This window comes from Cellulomonas sp. H30R-01, assembly GCF_010119915.1.
In the GTDB taxonomy this organism is placed as follows: domain Bacteria; phylum Actinomycetota; class Actinomycetes; order Actinomycetales; family Cellulomonadaceae; genus Cellulomonas; species Cellulomonas algicola.
Window position 1 is genome coordinate 2,531,662 of record NZ_CP048210.1, and the last position, 25,915, is coordinate 2,557,576.

Sequence of the window (25,915 nt, forward strand, 5' to 3'; positions counted from 1 at the left end):
TGACGGCGTGTTCGAGTGGTGGTTACTTGTAGCGGTAGACGATCCGACCGCGGGACAGGTCGTACGGGCTCAGCTCGACGACCACCCGGTCCTCGGGGAGGATCCGGATGTAGTGCTGACGCATCTTGCCCGAGATGTGGGCGAGCACCTTGTGGCCGTTCGTGAGCTCCACGCGGAACATCGCGTTCGGCAGAGCCTCCACGACGCTGCCCTCGATCTCGATGACACCGTCCTTCTTCGCCATGTCCTCCGCTAACTGTCGGTCCTGGTCTTGATCAGCCCACGTCGGCCGTGGCCCCCGCGCGTGCGGGAGCGGGACCGGCGTTCGTGGAGAGTGCGAAGGCCCGGACCGCACCGAGGCCTGCCCGCGTCGAGGACGACGGGCCGACCGTGGCGCGACGGCTGTCAGGAGCCCCACGATCGCGGGACGACTGTCAGCCAACTGGGCGCACACACCCAACGGACTATGTTACGGCATCCGCCTCACAGGACGAAACCGCCGGACCTGCGCCCCCTCCTGTCACGGGGACGTCGCCAGGTCCGGCGGTCTCGTCACGGGCCGTCATTGGCCCGGGTCGTGCTCGGTCAGGCGTCCGAACCGCTCGGACGACGACGGTGGCGCAGCGCCAGCAGCACACCGCCGGCGGCGACCAGCACACCGGCGCCGACGGCGAGCGGCAGCGCCGTGGAGCCGGTCGTGGCGAGCGCACCGGCCGCGAGCACCTCGGAGCGGACGGTGGGCGTCGGCGTCGACGACGGGGCGGCCGCGAGGACCTCCGACGTGGGCGACGGGGTCACCACGGGCGTCGCGACCGGCGTGGGCGTCGCGCTCGGCGTGGGCGTGACGTCGTCGTCCACGACGTCCGTCGGGACCGGCGTCGGCGTGGGCGCCTCGGGCGTCACGCTCGGCGTCGCCGACGGGGTCGGGGTGACGGTCGGCGTCGGCGTCGCGCTCTGCGTCGGCACCGGGTACGTCGGCGCGCAGGCCGGGACGGCACCCACCTGCTCCTCGAGGTCCCAGTGGTCCGCGGCGAACAGCGGCCCGCCCTGGTTGACCCACTTCAGGACGCCGTCGGGGTAGTGCGGCGCGTCGGAGTCCGTGAAGACCTGGGGACCGCCGTAGGCAGCGTCCTCCTGCACGCCCCAGCCGGGCCCGCAGACCTCGAACGGCACCGCGTCCTTGATCTGGTCCCACGTGATGTTGCGCCACTGGGCACCGTCCCACGTCGCGACCAGGTACTGCTGCGTCGAGTTCTCCCACGAGGCGGGCGCCTTGGCGTCCTTCTTCAGGTAGACGTACGCGGCCGTCGTGGTCTGGCCGCCGCGCGTCGGCTTCGGCTGGGCCGACTGCATCGGCGTCGGGGTCGTCGGCGTGGTCGAGCTGGGCTTCGGCTTCGGCTTCGTCCACGTGTCACCGCGGTGCGAGCCGCCGTGCCCCCCGTGGCCCGAACCACCGGTCGCCGCAGCCGGTGACGCGACGAGCACGCCCGCCGCGAGGACGGACGTCCCGACGACGGCGGCGCGCCGCGCGTGGGACCGGAGGGACGGACGACTGCTGCGCTGCATAGGGACCAACCCATCGTGTGCGGCAGGCATGACGAGGGGGCACACGCCTGCGTGTCCGACGGACCGCACGCGAGCACCCCGCCGCGGGCGTGCGACGAGGTGCGGGAGCGGTCCTGGCGGGAGGACGATCCCGCCGCGCGGCACACTATCCGACAAACCGGACGCCGTGGGGCTGTTTGCCCAGGTCGGGCGCATTCGGACGGGAAACTGGACACGTGTTCACCCGATCGTGTGGTAGCGCTTCCCGCACGCGAGGGACGGCGGTGCGCCACGGGCGAGCTCGCGTGTCGACCGGCTCGGCTCGGCGGAGCGGATCGACGCGCCGACGAGGTCGGTACCGCGACGTCGATCAGCGCGCCGACCAGGCGGCACCGCGACATCGATCAGCGCGCCCACCCGGCGGCACCACGACATCGATCAGCGCGCCGACCAGGCGGCACCGCGAACGTGGATCAGCGCGTCGACGCGGTCGGCGGCGACGTCGCCCGCGGGCCTGACCCGGTCCACGACGCCTACCGCGCGCCGTTCGCGCTGCCCGTCAGCAGGTTCGCGACCTCCACCGCCCTCACGGTCGGGTCAGACCAGCGGGGCGACCTCGACACCGAGCGTGCCGAGCTCGGCCGCTCCCCCGTCGTGTGCGGTCAGCACCCAGATCCCGTCCTCGAGGACGGCGACGCTGTGCTCCCAGTGCGACGCGCGCGACCCGTCGACGGTCACGACGGTCCAGTCGTCGTCGAGCACCTGGGTGAAGCGCTGCCCGCGGACGACCATCGGCTCGATCGCGACGCACAGGCCCGGCTTCACGCGCGGGCCGCGGTCGCGCGCCCGGTAGTTGAGGACGTCGGGCGGCTGGTGCATCGCGGACCCGATGCCGTGACCGACGTACTCCTCGACGACCCCGTACCGACGCCCGTCGTTCAGACCGGCCTCGGCGGCCGCGTCCACGACGTCCTCGACGGCCTCACCGACAGCGCCGAGCCGCTCGGCCGACGCGAGCGCGGCGATCCCGGCCCACATGGCCTGCCGTGTCGTCTCCGCGAGGTCGGCGTCGGCCTTCTCGCCGCCGTCGAGCACGACGGTGATGGCCGAGTCGCCGTGCCAGCCGTCGACGACGGCGCCGCAGTCGACGGACACGACGTCACCGGGCTCGAGCACGCGCGCGCCGGGGATGCCGTGCACGACCTCGTCGTTGACGGACACGCAGAGGGTCGCGGGGTACCCGTGGTACCCGAGGAAGGACGGGGTCGCGCCGGCGTCGGCGATGACCGCGGCGGCGACGGCGTCGAGCTCGGCCGTCGTCACCCCGGGGGCGACTCGCTCCCGGACCGCCGAGAGGGCGTCGGCGACGACCAGGCCGGCACGTCGCATGACGCGCACCTGGTCGGGGGTCTTGTACTCGATGCGCTCACGGCCGAACACGGGCACCACCTACGAGGGCCCGCGTCAGCGGGCGAGCGAGCCGATCGCGGCGACGAGCCGCTCGGTGACCTCGTCGACCTCGCCGATCCCGTCGACCTGCACGAGCAGACCGCGGTCGGCGTAGACGGCCGAGATCGGGGCGGTCTGCTCGGCGTACACGTCGAGCCGGTGTCGGATGACGTCCTCGGTGTCGTCCTCACGGCCCTCGATCTCGGCGCGCTTGAGCAGACGGCCCACGACGACGTCGGGGTCCGCGGTGATCTCGACCGCGAGGTCAACCGCACGGTCGCCGAGGATCTCGTCGAGCGCCGCGACCTGGGCCACGTTGCGCGGGTATCCGTCCAGCAGGAAACCCTCGGCGACGTCGTCCTGCGCGAGCCGGTCCCGCACGAGGTCGTTCGTCAGCTCGTCCGGGACCAGCGCGCCGGACGCGGTGATCGCCTGGACCTTCTGGCCGAGCTCGGTGCCGCCCTTGATGTTGGCGCGGAAGATGTCGCCGGTCGAGATCGCGGGGACGCCGAGACGCTCGGCGAGCCGGGCCGCCTGGGTGCCCTTGCCCGCTCCGGGCGGGCCGAGGAGGACGAGACGTGCGCTCACCGCAGGAACCCTTCGTAGTGCCGCTGCTGGAGCTGCGACTCGATCTGCTTGACGGTCTCCAGCCCCACACCGACGACGATGAGGATCGACGAGCCGCCGAACGGGATGTTCGTGCTGACGTCGAGGGCGATGAAGACGATGGTCGGGATCAGCGCGACGAGGGCGAGGTAGATCGAGCCCGGAGCCGTGATCCGCGTGATGACGTAGTCGAGGTACTCGGCCGTGGGGCGACCGGCGCGGATGCCGGGGATGAATCCGCCGTACTTCTTCATGTTGTCCGCGACCTCGTCCGGGTTGAACGTGATCGCCGTGTAGAAGTAGCAGAAGAAGATGATGAGGAGCACGTAGATCGCGATGTGCCACGGCGACGCCGGGTCCGCGATGTAGCGCGAGACCCACTGGACCCAGCCCGCGGTCGGGTCGCCGAACTGGGCGATGAGGCCCGGGACGGCGAGGAGCGACGACGCGAAGATCACCGGGATGACGCCGGCCATGTTGATCTTGATCGGGATGTAGGTGCTCGAGCCGCCGTACATGCGGCGGCCGACCATGCGCTTGGCGTACTGCACCGGGATGCGGCGCTGCGACTGCTCGACGAAGACGACGAGCGCGATGACGAGCACGACGACGGCGAGGACCGCGACGAACTTCGCGCCACCGCCGGCGCCCCCGGCGATCGACCACATCGCGCCGGGGAAGCTCGCGGCGATCGACGTGAAGATGAGGAGCGACATGCCGTTGCCGACGCCGCGCTCGGTGATGAGCTCGCCGAGCCACATGATGAGGCCGGTGCCCGCGGTCATCGTGATGACCATGATGAGCAGCGTCACCCAGCTGTCGTTCGGGATGACGTCGACGGTGCAGCCCTGGAAGAGCTGGCCGCTGCGCGCGATCGTGATGATCGTCGTCGACTGGAGGACCGCCAGGGCGATCGTCAGGTACCGGGTGTACTGCGTGAGCTTCGCGGTGCCGGACTGGCCCTCGCGGTGCAGCTCCTCGAACTTGGGGATCACCACGCGCAGCAGCTGGATGATGATGCTCGCCGTGATGTACGGCATGATCCCCAGCGCGAACACGGAGAGCTGCAGGAGCGCTCCCCCGCTGAACAGGTTCACGATCCCGATCAGGTCGTTCGCGCCCTGCGTCTGGTCGATGCAGACCTGCACGTTGGGATAGCTGACGCCCGGGGTCGGCAGGAACGAGCCGATCCGGAAGACGACCATGATCCCGATCGTGAAGAGCAGCTTGCGCCGCAGGTCGGGCGTCCTGAACGCCCGGACGAATGCGCTGAGCACCTGGTCCTCCTGGGCCGCCGATCGGCGGCGTCTCGTGCGACCCGGCTGTCCCGGACCGCGAACCCCGCCACGACGCGGGGCAACGAGGCACCCTAACGGATGCCCGACGACAAACGGAACGAGGCCGGTGGGAATTGAGATCCCACCGGCCTCGTCCGGCGATCAGTCCTGCGCGACGGAGCCGCCGGCAGCCACGATCTTCTCCTTGGCGGACGCCGAGTAGGCGTCCACGGCCACGGAGACCTTGACCGTGAGCTCGCCGGTGCCGAGCACCTTGACGGGCTGGCCCTTGCGGACCGCGCCCTTCGCGACCAGGTCGGCGACCGTCACGTCGCCACCGTCCGGGTAGAGCGCCGAGAGCTTGTCCAGGTTGACGACCTGGTACTCGACGCGGAACGGGTTCTTGAAGCCACGCAGCTTCGGCAGACGCATGTGCATCGGCATCTGCCCGCCCTCGAAGGCGGCCGGGACCTGGTACCGGGCCTTGGTGCCCTTGGTACCACGACCGGCCGTCTTGCCCTTGGACGCCTCACCACGACCCACGCGGGTCTTGGCGGTCTTGGCACCCGGGGCCGGACGCAGGTGGTGCACCTTGAGGGTGCCACCGGCGCCGGGCTGGGCGGCGGCCTCGGCCGCCTTGCGGGCGGCCTCCGTCGGCGCAGCCTTCTCGGCCTTCGCCGGAGCGGCGGCCTTCTTGGCCGGGGCCTTCTTCTCGGCAGCCGGCTTCTCCGCAGCGGCGGAAGCGGTCTCGGCCTTCTCGGCCTTCGCCTTCGTCGTCTTCTTCGGAGCCTCGGCAGCCGCGTCGGCGGCCTTCTTGGCGGGAGCCTTCTTGGCGGCGGCCTTGGGGGCCGTCACCTCCTCGGTCTCCTTCTTCTCGTCAGCCATGCTCACTCCACCTCTTCGACCGCGACGAGGTGCCGCACGGTCTGGACCATGCCGCGGATCTCAGGGCGGTCCTCCTTGACGACGACGTCGCCGATCCGCTTGAGGCCCAGGGTGCGCAGCGTGTCGCGCTGGTTCTGCTTGCCACCGATGCCCGACTTCTTCTGGGTCACCTTGAGACGAGCCATCACGCACCCACCTTCTCCGCGGCGGCCGCACGGCCCTCGGCCTGGGCCCGCAGGAGGGCGGCCGGGACGACGTGCTCGACCGGCAGACCACGGCGCGCGGCCACGGCCTCCGGCTGCTCGAGGCCACGGAGGGCCGCGACGGTCGCGTGGACGATGTTGATCGCGTTCGACGAGCCGAGCGACTTGCTCAGGACGTCGTGGATGCCGGCGCACTCCAGGACGGCGCGCACGGGACCACCGGCGATCACACCGGTACCCGGCGACGCCGGACGCAGGAACACGACACCGGCGGCGGCCTCACCCGTGATGGGGTGCGGGATGGTGCCCTGGATGCGGGGGACGCGGAAGAAGTTCTTCTTCGCCTCCTCGACACCCTTGGCGATCGCCGCGGGCACCTCCTTGGCCTTGCCGTAGCCGACGCCGACGGTGCCGTCACCGTCGCCCACCACGACGAGCGCGGTGAAGCTGAAGCGGCGGCCACCCTTGACGACCTTGGCGACGCGGTTGATCGTCACGACGCGCTCGACGAACTGGCTCTTCTCGGCGGCGTCCTGACGACGCCCACCGTCACGACGGCCGCCGTCGCGGCGGTCGCCGCCGGTGCCGCCCTGGGCACCGGTGTTGCTGCGTGCAGGAGCAGCCATCAGTGAGTCCTCTTCTTCCCGGTGTACGTCGTCACAGCTTCAGACCACCCTCGCGGGCACCGTCGGCGACCGCGGCCACCCGGCCGTGGTACTTGTTGCCGCCGCGGTCGAAGACGACCGCGTCGATGCCCTTGGCCTTCGCGCGCTCGGCGACGAGCTCGCCGACCTTGCGGGCCTTGGCGGACTTGTCGCCCTCGGCCCCGCGCAGGTCGACCTCGAGGGTCGACGCCGACGCGATGGTCTGGCCGATGCCGTCGTCCACGACCTGGGCCGTGATGTGACGGGCGGAGCGGGTGACGACGAGGCGCGGCCGAGCAGCCGAGCCCACGACCTTCTTGCGCAGGCGCAGGTGCCGGCGCTGGCGGGCGATCGTCTTGCCCTTGCCCTTGATGCTGATCGCCATGGCTTACTTCCCAGCCTTTCCGACCTTGCGGCGCACGTTCTCGCCCGCGTACCGCACGCCCTTGCCCTTGTACGGCTCGGGCTTGCGGATCTTGCGGATGTTCGCGGCGACCTCGCCGACCTGCTGCTTGTCGATGCCCTGCACCGAGAAGCGGGTCGGCGCCTCGACGACGAAGGTGATGCCCTCCGGCGGCGTGACGACGACCGGGTGGCTGAAGCCGAGCGCGAACTCGAGGTCCGAGCCCTTCGCGGTCACGCGGTAACCGGTGCCGACGATCTCGAGCTTCTTGACGTAGCCCTCGGTCACGCCGGTGACCAGGTTCGCCAGGAGCGTGCGGGTCAGGCCGTGCAGCGAGCGCGAGAGGCGCTCGTCGTTCGGGCGGGTGACCACGAGGGCACCGGCCTCGTCACGCGCGACCTCGAGGGGTGCGGCGACCGTGTGCGAGAGGGTGCCCTTGGGGCCCTTCACCGTCACGACGGCACCGTCGATGTTGACGTCCACGCCGGTCGGGACCGAAACGGGGATCCTGCCGATACGAGACATTGGCGTTCTCCTTCCGGGTCTCGATTACCAGACGTAGGCGAGGACTTCCCCACCCACGCCCTTCTTGGCGGCCTGCTTGTCGGTGAGGAGACCCGAGGACGTGGAGAGGATCGCCACGCCCAGGCCGCCGAGCACCTTGGGCAGGTTGGTCGACTTGGCGTACACGCGCAGGCCCGGCTTGGACACGCGCTTCAGGCCGGCGAGCGCACGCTCGCGGTTGGGGCCGTACTTCAGGGTCACGACGAGGTTCTTGCCCACAGGGGCGTCCTCGACGGTCCAGCCCTGGATGTAGCCCTCGGCCTGCAGGATCTCCGCGACGTGCGACTTGAGCTTCGAGAACGGGATCGACACCGTGTCGTGGTGCGCCGAGTTCGCGTTGCGCAGACGCGTGAGGAAGTCTGCGATGGGGTCGGTCATGGTCATCGGGCTTCAGCCCTTTCTCGCCGGGGTATCCCGGACCCGCTCGACGCGGGCCCGGGACCTACCGACGATCGTTCCTACTGGGGGTCTTACCAGCTGCTCTTGGTGACGCCGGGGAGCTCGCCGCGGTGGGCCATCTCCCGCACGCAGATCCGGCACAGGCCGAACTTGCGGTACACCGAGTGCGGACGGCCGCAGCGCTGGCAGCGCGTGTACGCACGCACCGCGAACTTGGGCTTGGCGGCAGCCTTGTTGATCAGAGCGGTCTTCGCCATGGTCAGTTCTCCTTGAACGGGAAGCCGAGGAGCTTGAGGAAGGCGCGACCCTCGTCGTCGTTGTTCGCCGTCGTGACGATCGTGATGTCCATGCCGCGGACACGGTCGATCCGGTCCTGGTCGATCTCGTGGAACATCGACTGCTCCGTGAGGCCGAACGTGTAGTTGCCGTTGCCGTCGAACTGCGTCGCCGACAGGCCGCGGAAGTCACGGATACGGGGAAGCGCCGTCGAGAGCAGGCGGTCCAGGAACTCCCAGGCACGGTCGCCGCGCAGCGTGACGTGCGCGCCGATCGGCATGCCCTCGCGCAGCTTGAACTGCGCGATGGACTTGCGGGCCTTGGTGACCTGCGGCTTCTGGCCCGTGATCTGGGTCAGGTCGCGGATCGCGCCCTCGATGAGCTTGGAGTCCTTGGCGGCGTCGCCGACACCCATGTTCACGACGACCTTCACCAGGCGCGGGACCTGGTTGATGTTCTCGTACGCGAACTGCGTGTTGAGCGCCGGCTTGATCTCCTCGGCGTAGCGGGTCTTCAGACGCGGCTGGGCCGGAGCGGTGATCTCGGTCATCAGATGTCCTTACCGGAACGCTTGGCGACGCGGACACGGACGTTCCGCGTGCGGCCGTCACGCTCGACCTGCTCGGTGCGGTAGCCCACCCGGGTGCCCTTCTTGGTCTCCGGGTCGACGAGCATCACGTTGCTGATGTGGATGGGGGCCTCGACGGTCTCGATGCCACCCGTGCGGGTGCCACGCTGCGTCTGGCCGGCCTTGACGTGCTTCTGCACGCGCTGCACGCCCTCGACGACGACGCGCTGCGTCTCGGTGAGCACCTCGAGCACGCGGCCCTGCTTGCCCTTGTCGCGCCCCGAGATGACGAGGACGAGGTCGCCCTTCTTGATCTTCGCCATGGTCAGAGCACCTCCGGCGCCAGCGAGATGATCTTCATGAACTTCTTGTCGCGCAGCTCGCGGCCCACGGGGCCGAAGATGCGCGTCCCACGGGGCTCCCCGTCGTTCTTGAGGATCACGGCGGCGTTCTCGTCGAACTTGATGTACGAGCCGTCCGGACGGCGGCGCTCCTTGCGGGTGCGCACGATGACGGCCTTGACGACGTCGCCCTTCTTGACGTTGCCGCCGGGGATCGCGTCCTTGACGGTGGCGACGATGACGTCACCGATGCCTGCGTAGCGACGGCCGGAACCACCGAGAACGCGGATGCAGAGGATCTCCTTGGCACCCGTGTTGTCGGCGACACGCAGTCGCGACTCCTGCTGGATCATTGCCTACTCCTGTCGTCCGGCGGGTTCTCGGTCGAGCTGGTCGCCGAGCCTGGCCTGACGTAGTTGCCGTGATGCACACGTCGCGGCGGGGGTGCTCCCTCGCGGGGTCACCCCCGCCGCCCGTGGGCAACTTGGGTGCTGCTGCTTACTTGGCCTTCTCGAGGATCTCCACCAGGCGCCACCGCTTGGTCGCGGACAGCGGGCGGGTCTCCATGATGAGGACGAGGTCGCCGACGCCGGCCGAGCCCTGCTCGTCGTGCGCCTTGACCTTGCTGGTCCGCCGGATGACCTTGCCGTAGAGCGGGTGCTTGACCCGGTCCTCGACCTCGACCACGACGGTCTTGTCCATCTTGTCGCTCACGACGTAGCCGCGGCGCGTCTTGCGGTACGCGCGGTGCTCCGCCGTGGCGGTGGTGCTCTTCTCGTTCATGCTGCCCTCACTCGCTCGCGGTCGGAGCGGTACGGATGCCGAGCTCGCGCTCGCGCAGGATCGTGTAGATCCGGGCGATGTCGCGGCGGACGGCCTTCAGACGGCCGTGGCTCTCGAGCTGACCGGTCGCGGACTGGAAGCGGAGGTTGAAGAGCTCCTCCTTGGCCTTCTTCAGCTCGGCGACCAGCTTCTCGTCGTCGAAGGCGTCCAGCTCGGTGGGAGCCAGGTCCTTGGTTCCGATAGCCATCAGTTACCACCCTCGCGAACCACGAAACGGGTCTTCATCGGGAGCTTGTGCTGGGCGCGGCGCATGGCCTCGCGAGCCAGCGGCTCCGGGACGCCGGCGAGCTCGAACATCACTCGGCCGGGCTTGACGTTGGCGATCCACCACTCGGGCGAGCCCTTGCCGGAACCCATGCGGGTCTCGGCGGGCTTCTTCGTGAGGGGACGGTCCGGGTAGATGTTGATCCAGACCTTCCCACCACGCTTGATGTGGCGGGTCATGGCGATACGCGCAGCCTCGATCTGCCGGTTCGTGACGTAGGCGGGCTCGAGAGCCTGGATGCCGTACTCGCCGAACGAGATCTTGGTGCCACCGGTCGACGCGCCGGAGCGGCCGGGGTGGTGCTGCTTGCGGTGCTTGAGTCGGCGCGGGATGAGCACGGCTCAGGCCTCCGTTCCGGTCTCAGCCGAGGTCTCCGCCGCGGGAGCGGCCTCGGGCGCGGGGGCCTCGACAGGGGCGTCCGAGGTGCGCTCGCGACGGCCGCCGCCACGGGGGCCGCGGTCGCCACGCTCGCCACGGTCACCGCGCGGGCCACGGGCCGGGCGCGGAGCCTGGGTCGCCTGCTCGCGGGCGAACTCCTTCTCGGTGATGTCGCCCTTGTAGACCCAGACCTTCACGCCGATGCGGCCGAAGGTCGTGCGGGCCTCGAAGAAGCCGTAGTCGATGTTCGCGCGGAGCGTGTGCAGCGGCACACGACCCTCGCGGTAGAACTCCGTGCGGCTCATCTCCGCGCCGCCGAGGCGGCCGGAGACCTGCACGCGGATGCCCTTGGCGCCGGCGCGCTGCGCCGACTGGATGCCCTTGCGCATCGCGCGGCGGAACGAGACACGGCTCGCGAGCTGCTCGGCGATGCCCTGGGCGACCAGCTGGGCCTCGATCTCGGCGTTCTTGACCTCGAGGATGTTGAGCTGGACCTGCTTGCCCGTGAGCTTCTCGAGCTCGCCGCGGATGCGGTCGGCCTCCGCGCCACGACGCCCGATGACGATGCCCGGGCGGGCGGTGTGGATGTCGACGCGGACGCGGTCACGCGTGCGCTCGATCTCGACCTTCGCGATGCCGGCGCGCTCGAGACCCGTGCTCATGAGCTTGCGGATCTGCACGTCCTCGCGGACGTAGTCGCGGTAGCGCTGACCCGGCTTCGTCGAGTCGGCGAACCAGCGCGACCGGTGGTCCGTCGTGATGCCCAGGCGGTACCCGAGCGGGTTGACCTTCTGTCCCACTATCGGGTCCGTCCCTTCGTCTCGCGCTCAGCGACGACCACGGTGATGTGGCTCGTGCGCTTGAGGATCTGGCTGGCACGACCCTGCGCCCGCGGACGGAACCGCTTGAGCGTCGGGCCCTCGTCGACGAACACCTCGGAGACGTAGAGGTTCGCCTCGTCGAGCCGCTCGCTGTTGCGCTTCGCCCCCTCGACCGCGTTCGCGATCGCCGACTGCACCGTCTTGAGGACGGGCTCCGCGGCCGCCTGCGGCGCGAACTTCAGCACCGCCACGGCCTCGCCGGCCTGCTTGCCACGGATGAGGTCCACGACGCGCCGGGCCTTCTGGGGCGTGACGCGGACGAACCGCGCCTTCGCCTTGGCTTCCATTGCTGTCCTGCCTTCTTGTCTCTGCCGTCAGGGCGTCACCAGCTGACCGAGGTCAGCGGCGACGGCCCTTCCGGTCGTCCTTCTCGTGGCCGCGGAACGTGCGCGTCGGGGCGAACTCGCCGAGCTTGTGCCCGACCATCGACTCCGTGACGAAGACCGGCGCGTGCTTGCGCCCGTCGTGCACCGCGAACGTGTGACCCAGGAAGTCCGGGGTGATGACCGAACGGCGGGACCACGTCTTGATGACGTTCTTGCTTCCGGCCTCGTTCTGCGCGTCGACCTTCTTCTGGAGGTGGCCGTCGACGAACGGGCCCTTCTTGAGGCTGCGAGGCATCTCGGGCTCCTATCAGCGCTTCTTGCCGGTGCGCCGACGGCGCACGATGAGCTTGTCGCTCGGCTTGTTCGGACGGCGGGTACGACCCTCGGGCTGGCCCCAGGGGCTCACCGGGTGGCGACCACCGGAGGTCTTGCCCTCACCACCACCGTGCGGGTGGTCGATCGGGTTCATGGCGACACCACGGACGGTGGGGCGCTTGCCCTTCCACCGCATGCGGCCGGCCTTGCCCCAGTTGATGTTCGACTGCTCGGCGTTGCCGACCTCGCCGACCGTGGCGCGGCAGCGCAGGTCGACGTTGCGGATCTCGCCGGACGGCATGCGCAGCTGCGCGTACGGGCCGTCCTTCGCGACGAGCTGCACGGACGCACCGGCCGAGCGCGCGATCTTCGCACCGCCACCGGGCCGCAGCTCGATGGCGTGGATGACCGTACCGGTCGGGATGTTGCGCAGCGGCAGGTTGTTGCCGGGCTTGATGTCGGCACCGGGGCCGTTCTCGATGACGTCGCCCTGCGACAGCTTGTTCGGCGCGATGATGTAGCGCTTCTCGCCGTCCGCGTAGTGCAGGAGCGCGATGCGGGCGGTGCGGTTGGGGTCGTACTCGATGTGAGCGACCTTGGCCGGCACGCCGTCCTTGTCGTGACGACGGAAGTCGATGACGCGGTACGCACGCTTGTGACCGCCACCCTGGTGGCGCGTGGTCACACGACCGGTGGAGTTGCGGCCACCCGTCTTGTGCAGCGGGCGGACCAGCGACTTCTCCGGCGTGGAGCGCGTGATCTCGACGAAGTCGGCGACCGACGAGCCACGGCGGCCCGGCGTCGTCGGCTTGTACTTACGGATTCCCATGAGTCCTCAGATCCTTCCGGGCCGCTCAGCCGACCGGTCCGCCGAAGATGTCGATCGTGCCCTCGCGGAGGGTGACGATCGCACGCTTCGTGTCCTTGCGGCGGCCGATGCCGAACCGGGTCCGACGGGCCTTGCCCTGACGGTTCGCGGTGTTGACCGAGTCGACCTTCACGCCGAACACCTGCTCGACGGCGATCTTGATCTCGGTCTTGTTGGCGCGCGGGTCGACGAGGAAGGTGTACTTCCCCTCGTCCAGAAGGCCGTAGCTCTTCTCGGACACGACCGGCGCGATCAGGATGTCGCGGGGGTCCTTGCCGACGGTGGTCACTTGGTCTCCTCCTCGGCGGCCTCGGACTCGCTCGCCACGGCCTTGGCACCCTTGGCGGGGCCGGCCAGGAACGCGTCGAGAGCGCCCTGCGTGAACACGACGTCGTCAGAGATCAGCACGTCGTAGGTGTTGAGCTGGTCCGCGACCAGCAGGTGCACCCGCTCGACGTTCCGCAGCGACTTCCACGTGATCTCGTCCTGACGCTCGACGACGACCAGCACGTTCTTGCGGCCCGACAGGTTGTCGAGGACGGCGAGAGCGGACTTCGTCGACGGCGCCGTGCCCGGGGCGAAGCCCGAGACGACGTGCACGCGGCCGGCGCGGGCGCGGTCCGAGAGAGCACCGCGGAGCGCCGCGGCCTTCATCTTCTTCGGGGTGCGCTGGCTGTAGTCACGCGGCGTGGGGCCGTGGACGACGCCACCACCGGCGAACTGCGGAGCACGCGTCGAACCCTGGCGGGCGCGACCGGTGCCCTTCTGCTTGTACGGCTTCTTGCCGCCACCACGGACCTCGCCGCGCGACTTGGTGTCGTGCGTGCCCTGGCGTGCCGCCGCGAGCTGCGCGACGACGACCTGGTGGATCAGCGGGACGTTGGTCTGCACGTCGAAGACGTCCGCGGGCAGGTCGGCCGTGCCGGCCTTCTTGCCCTGCGGGTCGAGGACGTCGACCGTCAGCGTGTCGCTCATGGAGGTCACGCACCCTTCACAGCGGAACGCACGACGACGACGCCACCCTTGGGGCCGGGGACGGCACCCTTGACGAGCAGGAGGCCCCGCTCGGCGTCGACCGCGTGCACGGTCAGGTTCTGGGTGGTCTGACGGGCGTTGCCCATCCGACCGGCCATGCGCAGGCCCTTGAAGACACGCGACGGCGTCGACGCGCCACCGATCGAGCCGGGCTTGCGGTGGTTGCGGTGCGAACCGTGGGACGCGCTCACGCCGGCGAAGCCGTGGCGCTTCATGACACCGGCGGTGCCCTTGCCCTTGGTCGTCCCGACGACGTCGACGAGCTGGCCGGCCTCGAAGAGGGCGGCGGTGAGCTCCTGGCCGAGCGTGAACTCGGCGGCGTCCGACGTGCGGATCTCGGCCACGTGCCGGCGCGGCGTCACGCCGGCCTTCTCGAAGTGGCCCTTGAGCGGCTTGGTGACCTTGGTCGGCTTGACCTCGCCGAAGGCGAGCTGCACAGCGGCGTAACCGTCGGTCTCAGCGGAGCGGACCTGCGTCACGACGTTGGTGCCGACCGCAACCACGGTGACGGGCACGAGACGACCGTTGTCGTCCCAGAGCTGCGTCATGCCGAGCTTGGTGCCGAGCAGCGCCGTGACGGGGCGCGCGTTCTGCTGGGTAACCATGAAGATCAGTTCCTTCCCAGCGTCAGAGCTTGATCTCGATGTTCACGTCCGCCGGCAGGTCGAGACGCATGAGCGAGTCGACGGCCTTCGGCGTGGGGTCGATGATGTCGATGAGCCGCTTGTGCGTGCGCATCTCGAAGTGCTCGCGGCTGTCCTTGTACTTGTGGGGCGACCGGATGACGCAGAAGACGTTCTTCTCCGTCGGCAGCGGCACCGGACCCACGACCGACGCACCAGCGCGAGTCACCGTGTCGACGATCTTGCGCGCCGAGCTGTCGATGACCTCGTGGTCGTAGGACTTGAGCCGGATGCGGATCTTCTGTCCCGCCATGGCGTCGTCTACTTCTCTCTCTTCGAACCGGTCCGTCCGACCCCCGCGCTCGGGCGTGTCGCTTCAGGCGACATTCCTCTGCGCTGCGTACCGTTCCCGGCACGAGGTCGGTGGTTGTAGTCGAGCGTCCACCGCCGGGTGACCCCGGGGTCCGGACGCTCTCCACGTCTGCCTGCCCAGCCGGTCGGGCGCACGTAGGCACACCACCCCCAGCGGGCAACTTGACTAGTCTGCCAGACGGACCGCGGATACTCCAATCCCGCCCCGCTGTGCGCTCCCCCACAACCACTCCACGACCGCCTGACGACCGCCGTGCGGCCTGGGCCGCCCGCGCGAGAGCGCCGGCCCTCAGCCCGGGACCGGTCCGCGGGAGCGCCGGCCGACGTGCACGACCGTCGGCGGACGCCGGTCCTCCCACGGCGCCACCTCGACCCGCACCCCGTGGGTCGCCGACTCCGCGACGAACCGCTCGAGCACCTCGACGAACCGCCGCCGGAAGCCGTCCCGCTCGGCGTCGTGGTCCTCGACCTCGACGCGCAGGACGCACGCGGAGCCGTCGACCGCGTGCCCGCGCACGTGCACCGCCGTCGCGACGAACGGCACGGACGGCTCGGCCGCGAGCACGGCGGCGAGCGCGACCTCCCCGACCATGTCTCCCGCCGACGCGTGCTGCCCGCGGACCGTGCACACCGGGACGCCGCCCGCCCCGACGACCCGCTCGACCCGCAGCCCGGCCGCCGCGGCCACGCCGGCGAAGACGTCGAGGGCCGGCCCGACGGGGGCGGCGACCTGCACGAGGCACGCCGGCGACGCCATGGCGGAAGGCCACGGTCGCGGACCTCCGGCGTCGAGGCCCGACCACGACCGCCACGGGTGACCGACGGGGAGCGTCGGCGCGACCCGGTCCGCGACGACCGCACGCGCCGCGTCGGTCGCGACATCGGCGAGCCGGCGCACCGCGGGCGGGAGGGTCATGCGCGGGAGCCTAGGGTGACGGCGACGCACGCGGGCGGTGCCGCGACGCACACCACCCGACCGGCCGACGCGGCGCTCGCGCCGGGTCAGCAGTCGTGGGGCCGGGTCGTCTGTCGTCCGCGCCGGGGTCAGCCGTCGTCCGCGCCGGGTCAGCGCTGCTCGACGGTCAGCGAGCCCACGCCTCCGCCGATCCGCACCTCGTAGTGCGGCGCGTCCGGGTCGAACCCGACGGTGCTGACCTCGGCTCCTGCCCCGAGACCGTCGGTCGTCTCACCGTCGACGGTCGCAGAGCCTGCTCCCGACGTGACGCCCGCGCGGACGCCGGTGTGCTCCGGTACGCGCACGACCAGGCTGCCCGCGCCGGCCCGCTGGTCCACGACGACCTGGCGGTCGGGATCGGGCAGCCTCAGCTCGATCGCGTCGGCGCCCGACGCCAGCAGCACCCCGTCGACCTCCGTCGCTGCGAGGTCCACCGTGACGCGCGACGCGCCGCTGCGCACCTCCACCTCCCAGCGGACGTCCGCAGCGACCCGGACCACCACCGCGCCGCCGCCGAGGCTCACCACGGGGGCGTCGTCAGGACCGTCGACGGTTGCCGCCCGGTCCGCCCCCGCCGGCTCCACGACGACGAGGTCCGCGCGCGGCGCGTCGGCCCGCACGGTGAGCGTCGCGACGTCGCCCGTCACGACGAGGCGGGCCGAGTCCGCGCCACCTCGCGCCATGGTCGCCGTGCTGTCCGCGTCCGTTCCCCCCAGCGGCCCGCTCCACGGCCACGGCGCGGAGCGCAGCGGGCCCTGCGTCACCACCAGGACGAGCGCCCCGAGGACGAGCGCCCCACCGACCAGCAGCCAGGTGCGGAGCGGGACCGGGGACCGGGCGCCAGCGGGACGCCTGTCCGGCACGGCCCCGGCCACGGCACCTGGCGCGCCCGCCCGGCCACCCTGCGGGTGCTGCGGGTGCTGCGGGCCTGGCTCGGGTCGGTCGCTGTCCGAGGGCATGGCCGCGACCGTACCGAGCCGCCGCCCGCCTCGCCCGTCGGGGACGGCACCGCCCCCGGCGGAACCGGCGGCCACCGTCCCGTGCGGGCGGGGGGGACGACGCAGGGCCCGGGAGCCGAAGCTCCCGGGCCCTGCGTGCGAGCGATCTAGCCCCGAAGGGCGGTGATCACTTGAGGATCTTCGTGACCCGGCCCGAGCCGACGGTGCGGCCACCCTCGCGGATGGCGAAGCCGAGGCCCTCCTCCATGGCGATGGGCTGGATGAGGTTCACGTGGATCTCGGTGTTGTCACCGGGCATGACCATCTCGGTGCCCTCGGGCAGCGTGATGACACCGGTGACGTCCGTCGTCCGGAAGTAGAACTGCGGACGGTAGTTGCCGTAGAACGGGTTGTGACGACCGCCCTCGTCCTTGGCCAGGATGTAGACCTGGCCCTCGAACTCGGTGTGCGGGGTGATCGAACCCGGCTTCACGACGACCTGGCCGCGCTCGACCTCCTCGCGCTTCGTGCCGCGCAGGAGCAGACCGACGTTCTCGCCGGCCTCGGCGTAGTCGAGCAGCTTGCGGAACATCTCGACGCCGGTGACCGTGGTCTTGATCGCCTTCTCCTTGATACCGACGATCTCGACCTCCTCGTTCACCTTGAGCTGACCGCGCTCGACACGGCCGGTGACGACGGTGCCACGACCGGTGATCGTGAAGACGTCCTCGATCGGCATGAGGAACGGCTTGTCGATGTCACGGACCGGGTCCGGGACGTTCTCGTCGACCGCGTCCAGCAGGTCCTCGACGGACTTGACCCAGACCGGGTCGCCCTCGAGGGCCTTGAGGCCGGAGACGCGCACGACCGGCACGTCGTCGCCCGCGAAGCCCTGCGAGGAGAGGAGCTCGCGCACCTCGACCTCGACGAGCTCGAGGATCTCCTCGTCGTCGACGACGTCGGACTTGTTCAGGGCCACGAGCAGGTAGGGCACGCCGACCTGACGGGCGAGCAGGACGTGCTCACGCGTCTGGGCCATCGGGCCGTCCGTCGCGGCGACCACGAGGATGGCGCCGTCCATCTGCGCCGCACCCGTGATCATGTTCTTGATGTAGTCGGCGTGACCCGGCGCGTCGACGTGCGCGTAGTGGCGCTTCTCCGTCTGGTACTCGACGTGCGCGATGTTGATCGTGATACCGCGCTGCTTCTCCTCCGGCGCCTTGTCGATCTCGTCGAACGGCGTGAAGGGGTTCAGGTCCGGGTACTTGTCGTGCAGCACCTTCGAGATCGCGGCGGTCAGCGTCGTCTTGCCGTGGTCGACGTGACCGATGGTCCCGATGTTGACGTGCGGCTTGGTCCGCTCGAACTTCGCCTTGCCCACTGGGTGTCCTCCTCAGGACTTGGTAGAGAGTGCCCGTCTGCGGCTACCGGGAGGGTAGACGCGAGGCGTGCGGTCCTACGGGTCGGTTTGTGTGATGGAACTACAGGGTTCGACCTGTGGGACTACTCGCCCCGGGTCTTCTTGATGATCTCGTCGGCAACGTTCCGAGGAACCTCGGCGTAGCTGTCGAACTGCATCGAGTACACCGCGCGACCCTGGGTCTTCGACCGCAGGTCACCGACGTACCCGAACATCTCGGAGAGAGGAACCTGGGCGCGGATCACCTTCACGCCCGTCGCGTCCTCCATGGACTGGATCATGCCGCGGCGCGAGTTGATGTCGCCGATGACGTCACCCATGTAGTCCTCGGGGGTGCGGACCTCGACGGCCATGACCGGCTCCAGGAGGACCGGGTCGGCCTTGCGGACCGCTTCCTTGAGGATCATCGAGCCGGCGATCTTGAACGCCATCTCCGAGGAGTCGACGTCGTGCGACGCGCCGTCGAGCAGGATCGCCTTGACGCCCACGAGCGGGAAGCCGGCGAGTACGCCGAGCTGCATCGCGCTCTGGATGCCGGCGTCGACCGACGGGATGTACTCGCGCGGGATGCGGCCACCGGTGACCTTGTTCTCGAACTCGTACAGCTCGCCCTCGGCGGGGTCCAGCGGCTCGAAGGTCATCTGGACCTTCGCGTACTGGCCCGAGCCACCGGTCTGCTTCTTGTGCGTGTAGTCGATCTTCTCCACCGAGCGGCGGATCGTCTCGCGGTACGCGACCTGCGGCTTGCCGACGTTCGCCTCGACCTTGAACTCGCGACGCATGCGGTCGACGAGGATGTCGAGGTGGAGCTCGCCCATGCCGCCGATGACGGTCTGGCCGGTCTCCTCGTCGAGCTTGACCCGGAACGTCGGGTCCTCCTCGGCGAGCTTCTGGATGGCCGTGGAGAGCTTCTCCTGGTCACCCTTCGTCTTGGGCTCGATGGCCACGTCGATGACGGGCTCCGGGAAGGTCATCGACTCGAGGACCACGGGCGCCGAGGGGTCCGTCAGGGTGTCACCGGTGGTGACGTCCTTGAGGCCGATGAACGCGTAGATGTGGCCCGCGGTCGCGTCCTCGACCGGGTTCTCCTTGTTGGAGTGCATCTGGAAGAGCTTCCCGATGCGCTCCTTCTTGCCCTTGGTCGAGTTGAGCACCTGCGCGCCCTGCGAGACCTTGCCCGAGTACACCCGGACGTAGGTCAGCTTGCCGAAGAACGGGTGCGCGGCGACCTTGAACGCGAGGGCCGAGAACGGCTCGGTCGCGTCCGGGTGACGCTCGATGACGATCTCGGCGTCCTTGGCGTCGTGGCCCTGGACGGCCGGCACGTCGAGCGGCGTCGGCAGGTAGTCGATGACGGCGTCGAGCATGGGCTGGACGCCCTTGTTCTTGAACGCCGAGCCGCAGAGGACCGGGTAGGCCTCCGAGGCGACGGTGAGCTTGCGGATGCCGGCCTTGATCTCGGCGACCGTGAGCTCCTCGCCACCGAGGAACTTCTCGAGCAGCTCGTCGTCGGTCTCGGCGACGGACTCGAGGAGCGCGGCGCGGTACTCCTCCGCCTTCTCCTGCAGGTCGGCCGGGATCTCCTCGATCTCGTACTTCTCGCCGAGGGCCGTCTCGCCGCGCCACACCAGGGCGCGCATCTCGACGAGGTCCACGACACCGATGAAGTCGTTCTCGGAGCCGATGGGCAGCTGGATGACGAGCGGCTTCGCCTTGAGGCGGTCGACGATCGTCTTCACCGTGAAGTAGAAGTCCGCGCCGAGCTTGTCCATCTTGTTGACGAAGCAGATGCGGGGGACGTCGTACTTGTCCGCCTGGCGCCAGACCGTCTCCGACTGGGGCTCGACGCCCTCCTTGCCGTCGAACACGGCGACCGCGCCGTCGAGGACGCGCAGCGAGCGCTCGACCTCGACCGTGAAGTCCACGTGGCCGGGCGTGTCGATGATGTTGATCTGGTTGTTCTTCCAGTAGCAGGTCGTCGCGGCGGACGTGATCGTGATGCCGCGCTCCTGCTCCTGCTCCATCCAGTCCATCGTCGACGCACCGTCGTGCGTCTCACCGATCTTGTAGTTGACCCCGGTGTAGAACAGGATCCGCTCGGTGGTGGTGGTCTTGCCGGCATCGATGTGCGCCATGATGCCGATGTTGCGGACCTTCGTCAGGTCCGTGAGCACGTCCAGTGCCACGTGAGTTGCCCCTTGTCGGTTGGCTTGTGGTGGTGCCGCCGCCCCGCCCGCGCATGCTGAGCAGCACGGACGGGGCGCGGCGACCGGCTGGGATTACCAGCGGTAGTGCGCGAAGGCCTTGTTCGACTCGGCCATCTTGTGCATGTCCTCGCGGCGCTTGACCGCGGCACCAAGGCCGTTCGAGGCGTCGAGGATCTCGTTCATGAGGCGCTCGGTCATCGTCTTCTCGCGGCGGGCGCGCGAGTAGTCGGTGAGCCAGCGCAGGGCCAGGGTCGTCTGGCGCACGGGGCGCACCTCGACCGGGACCTGGTACGTGGCACCGCCGACGCGGCGCGAGCGGACCTCGAGCGAGGGGCGCACGTTGTCGAGCGCGCGCTTGAGCACGACGACCGGGTCGCCCTGCGTCTTCTCGCGCACGCCCTCGAGCGCGCCGTAGACGATCGACTCCGCGACGGACTTCTTGCCGTCGAGGAGGACCTTGTTGATCAGCTGCGTGACGACCGGCGACCCGTAGACCGGGTCGGAGATCAGCGGCCGCTTCGGGGCCGGACCCTTACGAGGCATCAGCCCACCTTCTTCGCGCCGTAGCGGCTACGCGCCTGCTTGCGGTTCTTGACGCCCTGCGTGTCGAGGGCACCACGGACGATCTTGTACCGGACACCCGGGAGGTCCTTCACACGGCCGCCGCGGACGAGCACGATCGAGTGCTCCTGCAGGTTGTGGCCGACACCGGGGATGTACGCGGTGACCTCGACCTGGCTCGAGAGACGGACGCGGGCCACCTTGCGGAGGGCCGAGTTCGGCTTCTTCGGGGTCGTGGTGTAGACGCGGGTGCACACACCGCGTCGCTGGGGGGAGCCCTTGAGGGCGGGCGTCTTCGACTTGTTCGTCTTCGCCTGCCGGCCCTTGCGGACCAGCTGCTGGATCGTAGGCACTACGTCTCCGTCTGTTGGATGAGCTCTGGTCGACCGGACCCGTCACCCTGGACGGCCGGCAAGTGCGGGGGTCGTCGCCCGTCGCGCGACTACGTCCCTGGTCTCGAGTCCCGCACCGACCCCCGCGCCCGGGCGTGTCGCCCCGGCCTTCCGCGGCGCTCCCCGTCCGGTGTTCCGTGACGGAGGTGACGCGGTGGAGGGGGAACCACCCGGTGCTCCCGACCCGCTACCCCGCGTCAGCGAGGGCACGTCCGAGTGCACGCATGAGGGCCCGACGGCGCGGGCACGGTGTCCTACGTTACCTGGGCCCCCACGGGAGCGTCAAAGAGACGGCGCTCACCCGCCCACGGTACCCGCGGACCGGCGCGCGCTCATCCCGAGTGCTCCCCCGCCGCACGACGCGGCCCGGCGGCCGAGGACGCCCGAGGGGGCCCGCCGCGGACGGCGGACCCCCTCGGGTCGGAGAGGCTGAGACCTCAGCGGAAGTCGCCGAAGTCGATGTCCTCGAGCGGGATCGCCTCGCCCGAGCCGAGGCCCAGGGCGGGGAAGTCGATCTCGTCGTAGCCGAAGGTCGGGTACAGCTCGGCCTTCGCCTCCTCGGTCGGCTCCACCGTGATGTTCCGGTAGCGGGGCAGGCCCGTGCCGGCGGGGATGAGCTTGCCGAGGATGACGTTCTCCTTGAGGCCCAGGAGCGGGTCGGAACGACCCGACATCGCGGCCTCGGTGAGGACGCGCGTCGTCTCCTGGAAGGAGGCCGCCGACAGCCACGAGTCCGTCGCGAGCGACGCCTTCGTGATGCCCATGAGCTCGGGACGACCCGACGCCGGCTGACCACCCTCGGACACGGCCTTGCGGTTCGCGTCCTCGAACCGGCCGCGCTCGGCGAGCTCGCCGGGCAGCAGGTCCGTGGTGCCGGAGTCGAGGACCGTCACGCGCCGCAGCATCTGCCGCACGATGACCTCGATGTGCTTGTCGTGGATGTCCACGCCCTGGGAGCGGTAGACCTCCTGCACCTCGTCGACCAGGTGCTTCTGCGTGGCACGCGGGCCGAGGATGCGCAGCACCTTCTTGGGGTCGACGGCGCCCTGGACCAGCTGCGTGCCGACCGCGACGTGGTCTCCGTCGTTCACCAGCAGGCGCGAGCGCTTCGTGATCGGGTAGGCGATCTCCTCCGAGCCGTCGTCCGGCGTCAGGACGATGCGCCGCGAGCGGTCACCCTCCTCGATCGCGATGCGGCCCGAGAACTCCGCGATGGGCGCCTCACCCTTGGGGGTGCGGGCCTCGAAGAGCTCCTGGACACGCGGCAGACCCTGCGTGATGTCGTCGGCCGAGGCCACACCACCGGTGTGGAACGTCCGCATCGTCAGCTGGGTGCCGGGCTCACCGATCGACTGCGCCGCGATGATGCCGACGGCCTCGCCGATGTCGACGAGCTTGCCCGTCGCGAGCGAACGGCCGTAGCACTTCGCGCACGTGCCGACGCGCGACTCGCAGGTGAGCACGGAGCGCACCTTGAGCGTGTCGACGCCCGACTCGAGCAGGCGGTCCAGGAGGACGTCGCCGACGTCGTCACCGGCGTGGCCGATGAGCTCGCCGTCGACCTCGATGTCCGTCGCCAGCGTGCGCGAGTAGACGCTCGTCTCGACCTTGTCGTGACGACGCAGCCCGTCCGTTCCCGGGACGCCGATCGGCATCGTCAGGCCACGCTCGGTGCCGCAGTCCTCCTCGCGGACGATGACGTCCTGCGAGACGTCCACCAGACGACGCGTCAGGTAGCCCGAGTCGGCGGTCCGCAGAGCGGTGTCCGCCAGACCCTTGCGGGCACCGTGCGTCGCGATGAAGTACTCGAGGACGGACAGGCCCTCGCGGTAGTTCGCCTTGATCGGGCGCGGGATGATCTCGCCCTTCGGGTTGGCGACCAGACCACGCATGCCCGCGATCTGGCGGACCTGCATCCAGTTGCCACGCGCACCCGAGCCGACCATGCGGTACACCGTGTTGCGGGCAGGGAAGTTCTCCTGCATCGCCTTGGCGACCTTGTCCGTGGCCTGGGTCCAGATCTCGATGAGCTCCTGACGGCGCTCGTCGTCCGTGATCAGACCCTTGTCGTACTGGCCCTGGACCTTGGCGGCCCGCGCCTCGTGCTCCTCGAGGATGTCCTTCTTCGCGGCCGGGGTCGCGACGTCGGAGATCGAGATCGTCACGCCGGAGCGCGTCGCCCAGCGGAAGCCGGCCTCCTTGAGCGCGTCGAGGGACGCCGCGACGGCGACCTTCGGGTAGCGCTCGGCGAGGTCGTTGACGATCGCCGAGAGGCGCTTCTTGTCGACCACGCCGTTCTCGTACGGGTAGTCGACCGGCAGCAGCTCGTTGAAGAGCGCACGGCCGAGCGTCGTCTCGAACAGCAGCGTGTCGCCCTCGGACCAGCCCTCGGGGGCGTCGTCCTCGGACAGCACCAGGTCGTCGAACCGGATCTTCACGACCGCGTTGAGGTCGAGCGTCCCCTGGTCGAACGCCATGATCGCCTCGGAGACCGAGCTGAACGCGCGGCCGGCGCCCTCCGCACCCTCGAGCCGGTCCGACGTCAGGTGGTACAGGCCGATGATCATGTCCTGCGAGGGCATGGTCACCGGACGGCCGTCCGACGGCTTCAGGATGTTGTTGCTCGAGAGCATGAGGATGCGGGCCTCGGCCTGCGCCTCCGCGCTCAGGGGCAGGTGGACGGCCATCTGGTCACCGTCGAAGTCCGCGTTGAACGCGGCGCAGACGAGCGGGTGCAGGTGGATCGCCTTGCCCTCGACGAGCTGCGGCTCGAACGCCTGGATGCCCAGACGGTGCAGCGTGGGCGCACGGTTCAGCAGCACCGGGTGCTCGGTGATGACCTCCTCGAGCACGTCCCACACGACCGGGCGGGCGCGCTCGACCATGCGCTTGGCCGACTTGATGTTCTGCGCGTGGTTGAGGTCCACGAGCCGCTTCATGACGAACGGCTTGAAGAGCTCGAGCGCCATCTGCTTGGGCAGGCCGCACTGGTGCAGCTTGAGCTGCGGGCCGACGACGATGACCGAACGGCCCGAGTAGTCGACGCGCTTGCCGAGCAGGTTCTGGCGGAACCGGCCCTGCTTGCCCTTGAGCATGTCGGAGATCGACTTCAGCGGACGGTTGCCGGGGCCCGTGACCGGGCGACCGCGACGGCCGTTGTCGAACAGCGAGTCCACGGCCTCCTGGAGCATCCGCTTCTCGTTGTTGACGATGATCTCCGGCGCGCCCAGGTCCAGGAGCCGCTTGAGGCGGTTGTTCCGGTTGATGACGCGGCGGTACAGGTCGTTCAGGTCCGACGTGGCGAAGCGGCCGCCGTCGAGCTGGACCATCGGGCGCAGGTCCGGCGGGATGACCGGGACCGCGTCGAGGACCATGCCCGTCGGCGAGTTGTTCGTCGTGAGGAACGCGTTGACGACCTTCAGACGCTTGAGGGCACGCGTCTTGCGCTGGCCCTTGCCCGTCTTGATGATCTCGCGCAGGTTGTCGGACTCCGCCTCGAGGTCGAACGCCTCGAGACGCTTCTGGATCGCCGCGGCGCCCATCGAGCCCTCGAAGTAGTTGCCGTAGCGGTCCTGCAGCTGGCGGTAGAGCAGCTCGTCGCCCTCGAGGTCCGCGACCTTGAGGTTCTTGAAGCGGTCCCACACGTTCTCGAGACGCTCGAGGTCCGCGTCCGCACGCTTGCGGATCTGGGCCATCTCACGCTCGGCCGAGTCGCGGACCTTGCGGCGCGCGTCGGCCTTGCCGCCCTCGGCCTCGAGCTCGGCCAGGTCGGTCTCGAGCTTGAGCGCGCGGGCGTTGATGTCGTTGTCGCGGCGGTCCGCGATCTCCTTCTTCTCCAGGTCGATCTCGTTCTGGAGGTTCGGGAGGTCCTCGTGCCGGCCCTCCTCGTCGACCCACGTGATCATGTAGGCCGCGAAGTAGATGACCTTCTCGAGGTCCTTGGGCGCCAGGTCGAGCAGGTAGCCCAGACGCGACGGCACACCCTTGAAGAACCAGATGTGCGTCACCGGGGCGGCGAGCTCGATGTGACCCATGCGCTCACGGCGCACCTTGGAGCGCGTGACCTCGACACCGCAGCGCTCGCAGATGATGCCCTTGAAGCGGACGCGCTTGTACTTGCCGCAGTAGCACTCCCAGTCCCGGGTGGGACCGAAGATCTTCTCGCAGAACAGGCCATCCTTCTCCGGCTTCAGGGTCCGGTAGTTGATGGTCTCGGGCTTCTTCACCTCACCGTGCGACCACGCACGGATGTCGTCGGCCGTGGCCAGGCCGATGCGCAGCTCGTCGAAGACGTTGACGTCGAGCAAGGGGTCCTACTTCCTTCGCTTGCCGGGTCCGTGTGAGGCCCGGCGGACGGAAATCGTGCAAGGGGTGCG

33 protein-coding genes are annotated in these 25,915 nt (G+C 69.7%); all 33 read right to left on the reverse strand.

Annotated features, from left to right (window positions below; translation table 11 throughout):
* Positions 1-22: 22 nt before the first annotated feature.
* Entirely contained in the window at positions 23-244 is a 222-nt protein-coding gene (gene infA / locus GXP71_RS11265) for a translation initiation factor IF-1 (protein ID WP_013770189.1), read from the reverse strand.
* Between the two features lie 341 nt (positions 245-585).
* On the reverse strand, positions 586-1,566 hold the full coding sequence (locus GXP71_RS20560; RefSeq protein WP_162352735.1) for an LPXTG cell wall anchor domain-containing protein: 981 nt from the start codon (positions 1,564-1,566) through the stop codon (positions 586-588).
* Between the two features lie 576 nt (positions 1,567-2,142).
* Positions 2,143-2,985, reverse strand: a complete 843-nt coding sequence (map, locus tag GXP71_RS11275; RefSeq protein WP_162352736.1) for a type I methionyl aminopeptidase — start codon at positions 2,983-2,985, stop codon at positions 2,143-2,145.
* Positions 2,986-3,009: 24 nt separating this feature from the next.
* Entirely contained in the window at positions 3,010-3,582 is a 573-nt protein-coding gene (locus GXP71_RS11280) for an adenylate kinase (protein ID WP_162352737.1), read from the reverse strand.
* Complete coding sequence (gene secY / locus GXP71_RS11285; protein WP_124342382.1) at positions 3,579-4,877, reverse strand: preprotein translocase subunit SecY; 1,299 nt, start codon at positions 4,875-4,877, stop codon at positions 3,579-3,581. Before secY ends, GXP71_RS11280 begins: the two co-directional genes overlap by 4 nt.
* Before the next feature lie 162 nt (positions 4,878-5,039).
* Entirely contained in the window at positions 5,040-5,762 is a 723-nt protein-coding gene (gene rplO / locus GXP71_RS11290) for a 50S ribosomal protein L15 (RefSeq protein WP_162352738.1), read from the reverse strand.
* A gap of 2 nt (positions 5,763-5,764) precedes the next feature.
* Positions 5,765-5,947, reverse strand: coding sequence for a 50S ribosomal protein L30 (gene rpmD, locus GXP71_RS11295; protein WP_124342380.1), 183 nt, complete (start codon positions 5,945-5,947; stop codon positions 5,765-5,767).
* The gene (rpsE, locus tag GXP71_RS11300) at positions 5,947-6,591 is read right to left on the reverse strand and encodes a 30S ribosomal protein S5 (RefSeq protein ID WP_162352739.1); all 645 of its coding nucleotides are present in this window, start codon (positions 6,589-6,591) and stop codon (positions 5,947-5,949) included. The genes rpmD and rpsE overlap by 1 nt, the downstream gene beginning before the upstream one ends.
* Positions 6,592-6,622: 31 nt before the next feature.
* Complete coding sequence (gene rplR, locus GXP71_RS11305; RefSeq protein ID WP_124342378.1) at positions 6,623-6,994, reverse strand: 50S ribosomal protein L18; 372 nt, start codon at positions 6,992-6,994, stop codon at positions 6,623-6,625.
* Between the two features lie 3 nt (positions 6,995-6,997).
* Positions 6,998-7,537, reverse strand: coding sequence for a 50S ribosomal protein L6 (gene rplF, locus GXP71_RS11310; RefSeq protein ID WP_124342377.1), 540 nt, complete (start codon positions 7,535-7,537; stop codon positions 6,998-7,000).
* A 24-nt stretch (positions 7,538-7,561) separates the two neighbouring features.
* On the reverse strand, positions 7,562-7,960 hold the full coding sequence (gene rpsH, locus GXP71_RS11315; protein WP_013770179.1) for a 30S ribosomal protein S8: 399 nt from the start codon (positions 7,958-7,960) through the stop codon (positions 7,562-7,564).
* 86 nt (positions 7,961-8,046) lie between these two features.
* Positions 8,047-8,232: a type Z 30S ribosomal protein S14 gene (locus GXP71_RS11320; RefSeq protein ID WP_013770178.1), complete on the reverse strand. Its 186-nt coding sequence runs from the start codon at positions 8,230-8,232 to the stop codon at positions 8,047-8,049.
* Between the two features lie 2 nt (positions 8,233-8,234).
* Positions 8,235-8,801: a 50S ribosomal protein L5 gene (gene rplE / locus GXP71_RS11325; RefSeq protein WP_124342376.1), complete on the reverse strand. Its 567-nt coding sequence runs from the start codon at positions 8,799-8,801 to the stop codon at positions 8,235-8,237.
* Positions 8,801-9,142: a 50S ribosomal protein L24 gene (gene rplX / locus GXP71_RS11330; protein WP_124342375.1), complete on the reverse strand. Its 342-nt coding sequence runs from the start codon at positions 9,140-9,142 to the stop codon at positions 8,801-8,803. The genes rplE and rplX overlap by 1 nt, the downstream gene beginning before the upstream one ends.
* A 2-nt stretch (positions 9,143-9,144) precedes the next feature.
* Positions 9,145-9,513: a 50S ribosomal protein L14 gene (gene rplN, locus GXP71_RS11335; RefSeq protein ID WP_034625870.1), complete on the reverse strand. Its 369-nt coding sequence runs from the start codon at positions 9,511-9,513 to the stop codon at positions 9,145-9,147.
* Positions 9,514-9,658: 145 nt separating this feature from the next.
* Positions 9,659-9,943 (reverse strand): 30S ribosomal protein S17, encoded by a 285-nt coding sequence (gene rpsQ, locus GXP71_RS11340; protein WP_162352740.1) that lies wholly within the window; start codon positions 9,941-9,943, stop codon positions 9,659-9,661.
* Between the two features lie 7 nt (positions 9,944-9,950).
* Entirely contained in the window at positions 9,951-10,190 is a 240-nt protein-coding gene (gene rpmC / locus GXP71_RS11345) for a 50S ribosomal protein L29 (RefSeq protein WP_013882864.1), read from the reverse strand.
* The gene (rplP, locus tag GXP71_RS11350) at positions 10,190-10,606 is read right to left on the reverse strand and encodes a 50S ribosomal protein L16 (RefSeq protein ID WP_124342374.1); all 417 of its coding nucleotides are present in this window, start codon (positions 10,604-10,606) and stop codon (positions 10,190-10,192) included. The genes rpmC and rplP overlap by 1 nt, the downstream gene beginning before the upstream one ends.
* Positions 10,607-10,609: 3 nt before the next feature.
* Positions 10,610-11,446 (reverse strand): 30S ribosomal protein S3, encoded by an 837-nt coding sequence (rpsC, locus tag GXP71_RS11355; RefSeq protein ID WP_162352741.1) that lies wholly within the window; start codon positions 11,444-11,446, stop codon positions 10,610-10,612.
* Positions 11,446-11,814, reverse strand: coding sequence for a 50S ribosomal protein L22 (gene rplV, locus GXP71_RS11360; protein ID WP_124342372.1), 369 nt, complete (start codon positions 11,812-11,814; stop codon positions 11,446-11,448). Before rplV ends, rpsC begins: the two co-directional genes overlap by 1 nt.
* A gap of 52 nt (positions 11,815-11,866) precedes the next feature.
* On the reverse strand, positions 11,867-12,148 hold the full coding sequence (rpsS, locus tag GXP71_RS11365; RefSeq protein WP_124342371.1) for a 30S ribosomal protein S19: 282 nt from the start codon (positions 12,146-12,148) through the stop codon (positions 11,867-11,869).
* Between the two features lie 12 nt (positions 12,149-12,160).
* A complete protein-coding gene (rplB, locus tag GXP71_RS11370) occupies positions 12,161-12,997 on the reverse strand; it encodes a 50S ribosomal protein L2 (protein ID WP_013770168.1) in 837 nt (278 codons plus the stop codon).
* 25 nt (positions 12,998-13,022) lie between these two features.
* Positions 13,023-13,325 (reverse strand): 50S ribosomal protein L23, encoded by a 303-nt coding sequence (gene rplW, locus GXP71_RS11375; protein WP_124342369.1) that lies wholly within the window; start codon positions 13,323-13,325, stop codon positions 13,023-13,025.
* Entirely contained in the window at positions 13,322-14,011 is a 690-nt protein-coding gene (rplD, locus tag GXP71_RS11380) for a 50S ribosomal protein L4 (protein ID WP_124342368.1), read from the reverse strand. Before rplD ends, rplW begins: the two co-directional genes overlap by 4 nt.
* A gap of 5 nt (positions 14,012-14,016) precedes the next feature.
* On the reverse strand, positions 14,017-14,676 hold the full coding sequence (gene rplC, locus GXP71_RS11385) for a 50S ribosomal protein L3 (protein ID WP_124342367.1): 660 nt from the start codon (positions 14,674-14,676) through the stop codon (positions 14,017-14,019).
* A gap of 22 nt (positions 14,677-14,698) precedes the next feature.
* Positions 14,699-15,007, reverse strand: coding sequence for a 30S ribosomal protein S10 (gene rpsJ, locus GXP71_RS11390; RefSeq protein ID WP_013117879.1), 309 nt, complete (start codon positions 15,005-15,007; stop codon positions 14,699-14,701).
* Positions 15,008-15,355: 348 nt separating this feature from the next.
* Complete coding sequence (locus tag GXP71_RS11395; RefSeq protein ID WP_162352742.1) at positions 15,356-15,982, reverse strand: hypothetical protein; 627 nt, start codon at positions 15,980-15,982, stop codon at positions 15,356-15,358.
* A 149-nt stretch (positions 15,983-16,131) separates the two neighbouring features.
* Positions 16,132-16,980 carry a cell wall-active antibiotics response protein gene (locus GXP71_RS11400; protein WP_162352743.1) on the reverse strand — a complete coding sequence of 283 codons (849 nt, stop codon included), beginning with the start codon at positions 16,978-16,980 and terminating at the stop codon, positions 16,132-16,134.
* Positions 16,981-17,146: 166 nt separating this feature from the next.
* Positions 17,147-18,340 (reverse strand): elongation factor Tu, encoded by a 1,194-nt coding sequence (gene tuf / locus GXP71_RS11405; RefSeq protein WP_013770163.1) that lies wholly within the window; start codon positions 18,338-18,340, stop codon positions 17,147-17,149.
* A 122-nt stretch (positions 18,341-18,462) separates the two neighbouring features.
* A complete protein-coding gene (gene fusA, locus GXP71_RS11410) occupies positions 18,463-20,565 on the reverse strand; it encodes an elongation factor G (protein ID WP_162352744.1) in 2,103 nt (700 codons plus the stop codon).
* A 93-nt stretch (positions 20,566-20,658) separates the two neighbouring features.
* Positions 20,659-21,129 carry a 30S ribosomal protein S7 gene (gene rpsG / locus GXP71_RS11415; protein ID WP_013770161.1) on the reverse strand — a complete coding sequence of 157 codons (471 nt, stop codon included), beginning with the start codon at positions 21,127-21,129 and terminating at the stop codon, positions 20,659-20,661.
* Complete coding sequence (gene rpsL / locus GXP71_RS11420) at positions 21,129-21,500, reverse strand: 30S ribosomal protein S12 (RefSeq protein ID WP_013770160.1); 372 nt, start codon at positions 21,498-21,500, stop codon at positions 21,129-21,131. Before rpsL ends, rpsG begins: the two co-directional genes overlap by 1 nt.
* A 476-nt stretch (positions 21,501-21,976) precedes the next feature.
* Positions 21,977-25,846 (reverse strand): DNA-directed RNA polymerase subunit beta', encoded by a 3,870-nt coding sequence (locus GXP71_RS11425; protein WP_124343744.1) that lies wholly within the window; start codon positions 25,844-25,846, stop codon positions 21,977-21,979.
* Positions 25,847-25,915 lie beyond the last annotated feature (69 nt).

Coding starts and splice junctions, on each gene's coding strand:
- infA (WP_013770189.1), bottom strand. CDS start 244: ATGGCGAAGAAGGACGGTGTCATCGAGATCGAGGGCAGCGTCGTGGAG.
- GXP71_RS20560 (WP_162352735.1), bottom strand. CDS start 1,566: ATGCAGCGCAGCAGTCGTCCGTCCCTCCGGTCCCACGCGCGGCGCGCC.
- rplO (WP_162352738.1), bottom strand. CDS start 5,762: ATGGCTGACGAGAAGAAGGAGACCGAGGAGGTGACGGCCCCCAAGGCC.
- rpmD (WP_124342380.1), bottom strand. CDS start 5,947: ATGGCTCGTCTCAAGGTGACCCAGAAGAAGTCGGGCATCGGTGGCAAG.
- rpsE (WP_162352739.1), bottom strand. CDS start 6,591: ATGGCTGCTCCTGCACGCAGCAACACCGGTGCCCAGGGCGGCACCGGC.
- rplR (WP_124342378.1), bottom strand. CDS start 6,994: ATGGCGATCAGCATCAAGGGCAAGGGCAAGACGATCGCCCGCCAGCGC.
- rplF (WP_124342377.1), bottom strand. CDS start 7,537: ATGTCTCGTATCGGCAGGATCCCCGTTTCGGTCCCGACCGGCGTGGAC.
- rpsH (WP_013770179.1), bottom strand. CDS start 7,960: ATGACCATGACCGACCCCATCGCAGACTTCCTCACGCGTCTGCGCAAC.
- GXP71_RS11320 (WP_013770178.1), bottom strand. CDS start 8,232: ATGGCGAAGACCGCTCTGATCAACAAGGCTGCCGCCAAGCCCAAGTTC.
- rplE (WP_124342376.1), bottom strand. CDS start 8,801: ATGACCGAGATCACCGCTCCGGCCCAGCCGCGTCTGAAGACCCGCTAC.
- rplX (WP_124342375.1), bottom strand. CDS start 9,142: ATGGCGAAGATCAAGAAGGGCGACCTCGTCCTCGTCATCTCGGGGCGC.
- rplN (WP_034625870.1), bottom strand. CDS start 9,513: ATGATCCAGCAGGAGTCGCGACTGCGTGTCGCCGACAACACGGGTGCC.
- rpsQ (WP_162352740.1), bottom strand. CDS start 9,943: ATGAACGAGAAGAGCACCACCGCCACGGCGGAGCACCGCGCGTACCGC.
- rpmC (WP_013882864.1), bottom strand. CDS start 10,190: ATGGCTATCGGAACCAAGGACCTGGCTCCCACCGAGCTGGACGCCTTC.
- rplV (WP_124342372.1), bottom strand. CDS start 11,814: ATGGAAGCCAAGGCGAAGGCGCGGTTCGTCCGCGTCACGCCCCAGAAG.
- rpsS (WP_124342371.1), bottom strand. CDS start 12,148: ATGCCTCGCAGCCTCAAGAAGGGCCCGTTCGTCGACGGCCACCTCCAG.
- rplB (WP_013770168.1), bottom strand. CDS start 12,997: ATGGGAATCCGTAAGTACAAGCCGACGACGCCGGGCCGCCGTGGCTCG.
- rplD (WP_124342368.1), bottom strand. CDS start 14,011: ATGAGCGACACGCTGACGGTCGACGTCCTCGACCCGCAGGGCAAGAAG.
- rplC (WP_124342367.1), bottom strand. CDS start 14,676: ATGGTTACCCAGCAGAACGCGCGCCCCGTCACGGCGCTGCTCGGCACC.
- rpsJ (WP_013117879.1), bottom strand. CDS start 15,007: ATGGCGGGACAGAAGATCCGCATCCGGCTCAAGTCCTACGACCACGAG.
- GXP71_RS11395 (WP_162352742.1), bottom strand. CDS start 15,982: ATGACCCTCCCGCCCGCGGTGCGCCGGCTCGCCGATGTCGCGACCGAC.
- GXP71_RS11400 (WP_162352743.1), bottom strand. CDS start 16,980: ATGCCCTCGGACAGCGACCGACCCGAGCCAGGCCCGCAGCACCCGCAG.
- rpsG (WP_013770161.1), bottom strand. CDS start 21,129: ATGCCTCGTAAGGGTCCGGCCCCGAAGCGGCCGCTGATCTCCGACCCG.